At 40.1% G+C, this 7,092-nt stretch carries 10 protein-coding genes; all 10 read left to right on the top strand.

Annotation, left to right across the window (positions count from 1 at the left end):
- Positions 1-269, top strand: a 269-nt coding sequence (locus tag CYP77_RS05980; RefSeq protein WP_141090838.1) for a Fur family transcriptional regulator, incomplete at its 5' end; no start/stop codon positions are given.
- A 101-nt stretch (positions 270-370) separates the two neighbouring features.
- Complete coding sequence (locus CYP77_RS05985; RefSeq protein WP_002942231.1) at positions 371-694, top strand: HMA2 domain-containing protein; 324 nt, start codon at positions 371-373, stop codon at positions 692-694.
- The gene (locus CYP77_RS05990; protein ID WP_103565749.1) at positions 687-1,337 is read left to right on the top strand and encodes an aminotransferase; all 651 of its coding nucleotides are present in this window, start codon (positions 687-689) and stop codon (positions 1,335-1,337) included. Before CYP77_RS05985 ends, CYP77_RS05990 begins: the two co-directional genes overlap by 8 nt.
- Positions 1,338-1,368: 31 nt before the next feature.
- The gene (locus tag CYP77_RS05995; RefSeq protein WP_258032349.1) at positions 1,369-1,680 is read left to right on the top strand and encodes a hypothetical protein; all 312 of its coding nucleotides are present in this window, start codon (positions 1,369-1,371) and stop codon (positions 1,678-1,680) included.
- A 9-nt stretch (positions 1,681-1,689) separates the two neighbouring features.
- Positions 1,690-2,004 (top strand): hypothetical protein, encoded by a 315-nt coding sequence (locus tag CYP77_RS06000; RefSeq protein WP_103565755.1) that lies wholly within the window; start codon positions 1,690-1,692, stop codon positions 2,002-2,004.
- Positions 2,004-2,324, top strand: a complete 321-nt coding sequence (locus CYP77_RS06005; RefSeq protein ID WP_103565758.1) for an oxidoreductase — start codon at positions 2,004-2,006, stop codon at positions 2,322-2,324. Before CYP77_RS06000 ends, CYP77_RS06005 begins: the two co-directional genes overlap by 1 nt.
- Positions 2,293-4,383: a heavy metal translocating P-type ATPase gene (locus CYP77_RS06010; RefSeq protein WP_410002948.1), complete on the top strand. Its 2,091-nt coding sequence runs from the start codon at positions 2,293-2,295 to the stop codon at positions 4,381-4,383. Before CYP77_RS06005 ends, CYP77_RS06010 begins: the two co-directional genes overlap by 32 nt.
- Positions 4,384-4,397: 14 nt before the next feature.
- A complete protein-coding gene (locus CYP77_RS06015; RefSeq protein WP_103565764.1) occupies positions 4,398-5,861 on the top strand; it encodes an alanine/glycine:cation symporter family protein in 1,464 nt (487 codons plus the stop codon).
- Positions 5,862-5,871: 10 nt separating this feature from the next.
- Complete coding sequence (locus CYP77_RS06020; RefSeq protein ID WP_021088499.1) at positions 5,872-6,129, top strand: hypothetical protein; 258 nt, start codon at positions 5,872-5,874, stop codon at positions 6,127-6,129.
- A gap of 1 nt (position 6,130) precedes the next feature.
- On the top strand, positions 6,131-6,964 hold the full coding sequence (gene modD / locus CYP77_RS06025; RefSeq protein WP_103565768.1) for a ModD protein: 834 nt from the start codon (positions 6,131-6,133) through the stop codon (positions 6,962-6,964).
- The last annotated feature ends 128 nt before the right edge of the window (positions 6,965-7,092 follow it).

A 7,092-nucleotide genomic window follows, 5' to 3' on the forward strand; every position in this document is an offset into this window, starting at 1 on the left:
CTTCTATATATACCTTTTTAAATTTTTTAGAAAACCACCATCTAGCAAATAGTTTTGAGCAAAATGGTGTTAAAAATTACGAGTTAAATTTAAAATCCTCTCACGATCATCTGATCTGCGAAATTTGCGGAAAGGTGGTTGATTTTGAAGATGAGATGATAGAGCAAAGGCAGGAGCAAATTTGTATCCAAAGGTCATTTAGCGCAGAGTCTCACAAGATGATACTTTATGGGATTTGCAGTGATTGCCAAGCAAAAAATGGGGTTTAAATTTATCATTTTATTTTACTTTTTGATAATGAAAGACAAAAAAATTTCAGATTTGTTTAAGTTATATAATAGATAATACGCCATCAACTAAAAGGAAACAAATGGATATAAAAACACAGACTTTAGCACAAGTTGCAAGCTATTTTTCGATGATAGCTCACACAAATGGCAGACTAAGAGTAAGGGTTAGCCCAAAGATAAAAGAGCTAAGCAGTAGCGTAAATTTGGCCAGTTTAGATGACATGATAGCTCAGATAAATGGCATAAAAAATGTTAAATTTAACAAGATAATCGGCTCTGTAACGATCGAATATGACCACGAAATTTTCCCTAAAAATCTCTGGGAGGATCTCTTAAAAGGTCAAAATTTAGAAGAAATTTCAGCTAAAGTAAATGAAGTAGCAAGAGAAGTAAAATATGCTTAATGAGCTTTTAAACGCCTCTTATACGAGCGAAAAAAACGCACTAAGGTTATATGAAGGTCTAGCTTCATTTGGCGAAGTATTTGATCAAATCGCAAGCGTGAGAAAAAATGCGATCATCTTGATAGAGAAATTTGCAAGTGCGCATGAGTATGAGCTTGTTTGTGAAAACGAAGCTATCTTTTTGCCAGCAAAAAATAAAGAAGATGCGCTGATAGAGGCACTAAACTATGAAAATGAGCTAAACAAAATGTATGAAAAATTTTGTGAAAGCTTAGATGATGAGGAGCTAAAAGATCTATTTTTTAGACTTTGGGCTACTTCAAATAACGAATACATCACCTCTTTAAAGCACTGCTTAAAAGAAATTTATAGCGGAGCTGTGGCAAAAAATGAGATAAATTTAAATGAAATTTCACAAAATTTTGAGCAAAATGGCATAACAAATATTTTAGAAAGCTATCAAAATGACTTTAATGAGATAACTAAAAGCTTGCAAAATATCGCAAGTGGTAAGGCTGATAAAAGCGAGTTGGCAAAGATCACAAACAACCCAAATTTCTCGTTTTTTAGCGGGCTTGCGCTTGGGGCATTAGGCATTTCAGTAGTTAGCAAAAATTTAAATAAGGATGAAGAAGATGAATAATTTACAAAATCAAACAAAGAAAGGATTTAAAATGGCATTACCATTTTTAGCAGGTTTAGCAGTAGGCGGTTTAGCAGTAGTTGCTTGGAGTAAAAGAGATAAGATCAAAGAGTGCGCAAAAGACGGCTTAGACAAAGGCAAAGAGGCTGCAAAAGATCTTTACAAAAAAGGCAAAAATGTCGCAAAAGATGCAAAAGACTTCATGGTAAAAGAAGAGAAAAAAGCAAAACGTGGCGCTAAAAAAGTAGAAAAAGAGGTTGAAAAAGTGGTTAAAAAAACAAGAAAACCACGCGCTAAAAAGCAAGCAGCTCCAAAAGCTATCACACCAAACGATATAGCTTAAGGATAGAGAATGCAAGAAAATAGTCTTTTTACACTTTCAAACACAAGGCTTCCGTTTGATCACTTCATCAGCGGAGCCTTAATCGCTGGCATGGGTGCGGCTGCGCTTGGCTTTAACGACTATCTAAACAACAGAGCAACTAAAAAAGATGTCGCTAAAAAGATAGCAAAATACGCCGTAACTGGTGGTTTTGTAGGTGCTGTTGGCATTCACGCTTCAAATTTGATAGCACAAAAAAAATATCTAAACGCAGCAGCTTTCACAGCAGCTGGCATCGGCGGTCTTTTGATAGCTGAAGAACTAATAAAATTGGAGAGTAAATAATGAATAACCCTTATATCAATGAAGAAAATGCAAGCGAAGTAGCAGTAAATGACGCAGCAACAACTCAGCCAAGTGCGGTTGATAATGCGATAAATAATGCAGCTCAAAATTTACCATTTGTACCTGAAAATTTTAATGCAGCTGGCTTTGTAAAAGGCCTACTTTTAGGCGGCATAGCAGCTTATGTGCTAACTAATCCAAAAGCACAAGAGTGCGTATTTAAAGCGATCATTAAAGGTGGCGAGCTAATAAACGCTGGCATAGAAGAACTAAAAGAGCGTTTTGAAGATGTCAAAGCTGAACTTGACTCACAAAAATAAGGTCACTCTAGCTCACAAGAGCAAAAATAGAGCGAGGTTTATTTGCGAGAGCCTAAACGCTAGAAGCGATGTCAGTGCCATTGAGGCTGCGATCTCAGAGCGAACCGATGCAAAAAGCGTGCGTGTAAATAAATACGCAAAAAGCATCGTTGTCGAGTTTGATAAGAGCTATGAGAAAATTTTAGATTTTATAAAAAGCTATGATTTTCCAACCAAGCCAAAAGATGAGAGCCTGCCTAGCAAAGCAAATATCTACAAAGCTGCTGCTGCACTTGGTGTAACGCCATTTATGAGTAACAAAACTCTAAAATCAGCCGTGACTCTTTACGCCACAGCTCCAAATTTAATAGAAGGCGCAAAAGAGCTAAGGCATGAGGGCATCACCTCAAAAGTGCTCGAGGCAACTGCTATTGGCACAAGCCTTGCAATGGGCGATCATTTGGCTGCAAATAGCACAAATTTGATGATAAATATCGGCGAATACATGGAGGAGAGTGCTAGCCACAAAAGCGATGATCTCATCAAAGAGCTAGCCAAACCAAACATCGAAGAGGTCTGGGTCGAGCGAAATTTAAACGGCGAAAAGACGCTTGAAAAGGTAAAAACCGAAAATTTAAAAAAAGGCGACATCGTAGTAGTCGGAGCTGGCGAGACGATAGGCGTTGATGGCTACATCGTCGAGGGTAATGCTGATGTAAATCAAGTCTCAATGACTGGAGAGGCCGAACCTGTGGCAAAAGCTAGAGGCGACCGCGTCATAAGTGGCACTGTTGTCGATGAGGGCAGGATCAAAATTTGGGCTGAAAACGTAGGTAGCGACACCGCAACCGCAAGGATCAAAGAGTACATCCAAACTTCACTCAATGAAAAATCAGCCATCGGCGTAAAAGCTCTAAAACTAGCTGATAAACTTGTGCCAGTCACGCTCTCTCTTGCTGGGCTTTCGTATGTTATAAATAAAAATATGAACAGCGTTGCAAGCGTGCTTCAAGCTGACTACTCTTGCGCGCTTAAGCTTGCTACACCAGTTGCGTTTAAGTCAAGCATCTCGAAAGCCGGCAGAAACGGCATCCTCATAAAAGGTGCAAAGGCGATTGAGGCTCTAAGCTCGGTTGATACATTTGTCTTTGACAAAACCGGCACTCTAACTCATGGACGCCTAAGCGTGGTTGAAATTTACTCTTTTAAAGATGGATTTTCAGAGGCTGATATCTTAAATTTAACAGCAAGTGCCGAGGAGCACTACTTCCACCCAGTGGCTGAAGCGATAGTTGAGGCTGCAAACAAGCGTGGATTTAGCCACATTCACCACGACGAGGTCGAATTTATCGTGGCTCACGGCGTAAAAACTGCGATGCACGGCAAAGAGGTGGTCATCGGCAGTAGGCACTTCTTAGAAGATGATGAGATGATAAGTTTTAAAGCTCACGAAACGCTCATAAATAAGGCTTTGCAAAGCGGTCTAACCTTGCTTTACGTGGGATACGACAAAGAGCTTGTTGGCGTCATAGCCATGAAAGATGATATGAGAGCAAACGCTAAAGATATGGTGGCAAAACTACGAAATCTTGGCGTAAAAGAGATAGTTATGCTAAGTGGCGACATCAAGAGCAAGGCTGAAGAGGTAGCACGTGAGCTAGGGCTTGATAGGGTCTATGCTGAGTGCTTACCAACGGACAAAGCAGCGATCATCGAAGAGCTAAAAAATGAAGGCAAAAAGGTCGCCTTTGTCGGAGATGGCATAAATGACGCGCCAAGCTTAACAAAAGCAAATGTTGGCATAAGCATGCACAAAGGTGCAGATATCGCTAAAGCAACGGCTGATATAAGCCTTTTAAAAGATGACATCATGAGCGTGGCGCTTGCAAAAGAGCTCGCAAATAAGACGATGAAGCTAATAAGCTCAAATTTCCGCTCAACCGTTGGCGTAAATACAGCCATACTAAGTGCCGCAACGCTTGGCATGCTAAATCCAATAGCAACTGCTATGCTTCACAATGGCACGACGATCTGGCTTCTGCTCAACTCAATGAAGGGCGTGAAGATCAAGTCAAAATAAATTTGAAAGGATAGATGGTGTTTGAGAATTTCTTAAACTTTTTAAACGGCAAAATGGATGTAGCCAACGACTTTTTATATGGATATTTTTTGGTTATCATCCTTGTAGCTTCAGGAATTTACTTTAGCTATCTTACCCGTTTTGTGCAGTTTAGGATGTTCTTTGAAGCTTGCAGAGTTCTGGTAGAAAAAAAGGACAAGTATAACAAGCACCATCTAACGCCGTTTCAAGCGCTGATGATCTCAACTGCTTCGCGCGTTGGCATCGGCAATATCGCTGGAATTTCAGCTGCCATCGTCGCAGGTGGTCCAGGAGCACTTTTTTGGATGTGCTTGATGGCGTTTTTAGGCTCAGCTTCAGCCTTTATCGAGAGTACTTTGGCTCAAATTTATAAAACCAAAGATGTCTTTGGCTTTAAAGGCGGACCGGCTTATTACATCAAAAACGGGCTTGGCATAAAGTGGCTTGGCTCTTTGTTTGCCATCATCCTCATCATCACCTATGCTTACGGCTTTAACGGGCTTCAAAGCTACACCATGACCTCTGCTTTTGAAATTTACTACGACAAAGCAGGCAGCAACATCACCTTTGCACAAAGCGGCTTGCCTATTGGCATCGGACTTATCCTTACAGCATTTACGGCTGTGATGTTTTTTAGCAAGAGCCACATCATCGGCAAAGTTAGCTCATATATCGTGCCTTTCATGGCGCTTACTTACATCTTGCTAGCTATCATCGCGATCGTTTTAAATTTCAAAGAAATTCCAGCCGTCATCAAGATGATCATAGAAAGTGCTTTTGATTTTAAAGCGATCTTTGGTGGATTTGCTGGAAGCGTGATCGTAATAGGCATAAAAAGAGGACTTTTCTCAAACGAGGCCGGCATGGGCTCAGCGCCAAATGCAGCGGCTGCGGCGCACACAAGCCACCCAGTCAAACAAGGGCTAGTGCAAGCAATGGCAGTCTTTATCGACATGACGATATGCGTCGCCTCTGGTATGATCGTGCTTTTTTCTCAAGCATATCTTACAAAACAAACTGGCGTAAGTGGCGAAGTGCTAACCGCTCTACCTCTCGTTCAAGCAGCGATGAAAGAGTATTTTGGCGACTTTGGACTACACTTTACGACCCTTGCAGTAGTGCTATTTGCCATCACATCGCTCATCGGCAACTACTACTACGCACAGGCAAATATGAAATTTCTAACAAAAAGCAAAAATTTAACGCTAGCATTTAAGATCACAGCAGTGATTATGATATTTATAGGCGCTCAGATGAACTTAAAACTAGCTTGGAACATCGCTGATATCACGATGGCAGCTATGGCTACGATAAATATCATCGCCATTTTCTTACTATCAAAAGTGGTGATAATAGCGATAAAAGACTACGAAGCTCAAAGAAAAGCTGGTAAAAATCCAGAATTTGACCCAGAGAGTCTAGGCATCAAAAATACAAGCTGCTGGGGCAAAAACTAAAGGAGAAAATTTGGGAAAAGATATAAAGATAAGCGGCAAACTACTAGATCTAAATACCCATAGACAAGTAGCAAAGGTCGGCATGAGCGTCACTTTGGCATCTGTTTGCCTAAGCGCACTTTTTATGAAAAATAGATCTGTTAAAAAATTCCACGTAGTTTCTGGCATCGCATTTACATGCTTTGCGCTTTACCACGCTGGACTTTACGACAACGGCATCTTTAAAAAGATGATCGTAAAAGCAAAAACCGCTTCAAAAAAGGCATAAAATGAAACTAAGCGACGCTGAAATTTTATACTACATAAACGAGGACCTACCCTACTTTGACCTCACAACGTCGCTTCAAGATATCGATAAAAAAGCCTCGCTTGAAATTTACTCGCGTGATGAAATTTGCGTTAGCTGCGTAGATGTGGCAGCAAGCGCGGCAAGGCTACTTGGCTGCGAGAGCGAAATTTTTGTCAAAAACTCTCAAATTTGCAAGGCTGGCGATGTGATCATAAAAATTTATGGCAGCTATGAAGATGTGCATAAGGCTTGGAAACTAGCCCAAGTCACACTAGAATACGCCAGCGCCATCGCAACCTACACAAACAAAATGTCAAAAGCTGCAAAAAGTGTCAATGAAAAATGCGAAGTCTTAGCAACCAGAAAGAGCTTCCCATTTGCAAAGAAATTTTGCGTAAAAGCCGTGCTTGAAGGTGGTGGCGGTATGCATAGACTTGGACTTAGTGACAGCGTTCTTTTCTTTAAAAACCACATAAAAGCCTACGCTAGCTTTGATGAATTTCTGTCACATTTGCCAGAATTTAAAGCCAAAATGGTCGAGCGAAAGATCTGCGTCGAGGCTGAAAATTTGGACGAAGCAAGCAAGCTTTTAAAGGCAAAATGCGACGTCGTGCAGTGTGATAAATTTAGTCCAGAGCTGATCAAAAACGTGCTAGCTTTAAGAGATGAAATTTCGCCAAATACCATAATTCTAGCAGCTGGCGGTGTAAATTTAGCAAATGCAAAAGAATTTGCAAATGCCGATGCAATAGTAACTTCTGCAATGTATTCAAAAGGTGTTGCTGATATCAGCGCAAGACTTGAAATTTTGTAAAATTTTACAAATAAAAATACATATAATTTATATATCAAATAATAAATATCTCTAATTCTGCTAAGTATTTTAGTAAGCGTCTAGCAAATTTTAAAATTTCATGAGCGAGTAATTTCGGCTCTAAAATT

The sequence above is a fragment of the Campylobacter concisus genome (assembly GCF_002913865.1).
GTDB lineage: Bacteria > Campylobacterota > Campylobacteria > Campylobacterales > Campylobacteraceae > Campylobacter_A > Campylobacter_A concisus_AM.

Bases quoted from the DNA above. Each gene is read 5' to 3' on its own strand.
- CYP77_RS05985 (WP_002942231.1), top strand. From the start codon at position 371: ATGGATATAAAAACACAGACTTTAGCACAAGTTGCAAGCTATTTTTCG.
- CYP77_RS05990 (WP_103565749.1), top strand. From the start codon at position 687: ATGCTTAATGAGCTTTTAAACGCCTCTTATACGAGCGAAAAAAACGCA.
- CYP77_RS05995 (WP_258032349.1), top strand. From the start codon at position 1,369: ATGGCATTACCATTTTTAGCAGGTTTAGCAGTAGGCGGTTTAGCAGTA.
- CYP77_RS06000 (WP_103565755.1), top strand. From the start codon at position 1,690: ATGCAAGAAAATAGTCTTTTTACACTTTCAAACACAAGGCTTCCGTTT.
- CYP77_RS06005 (WP_103565758.1), top strand. From the start codon at position 2,004: ATGAATAACCCTTATATCAATGAAGAAAATGCAAGCGAAGTAGCAGTA.
- CYP77_RS06010 (WP_410002948.1), top strand. From the start codon at position 2,293: ATGTCAAAGCTGAACTTGACTCACAAAAATAAGGTCACTCTAGCTCAC.
- CYP77_RS06015 (WP_103565764.1), top strand. From the start codon at position 4,398: ATGGTGTTTGAGAATTTCTTAAACTTTTTAAACGGCAAAATGGATGTA.
- modD (WP_103565768.1), top strand. From the start codon at position 6,131: ATGAAACTAAGCGACGCTGAAATTTTATACTACATAAACGAGGACCTA.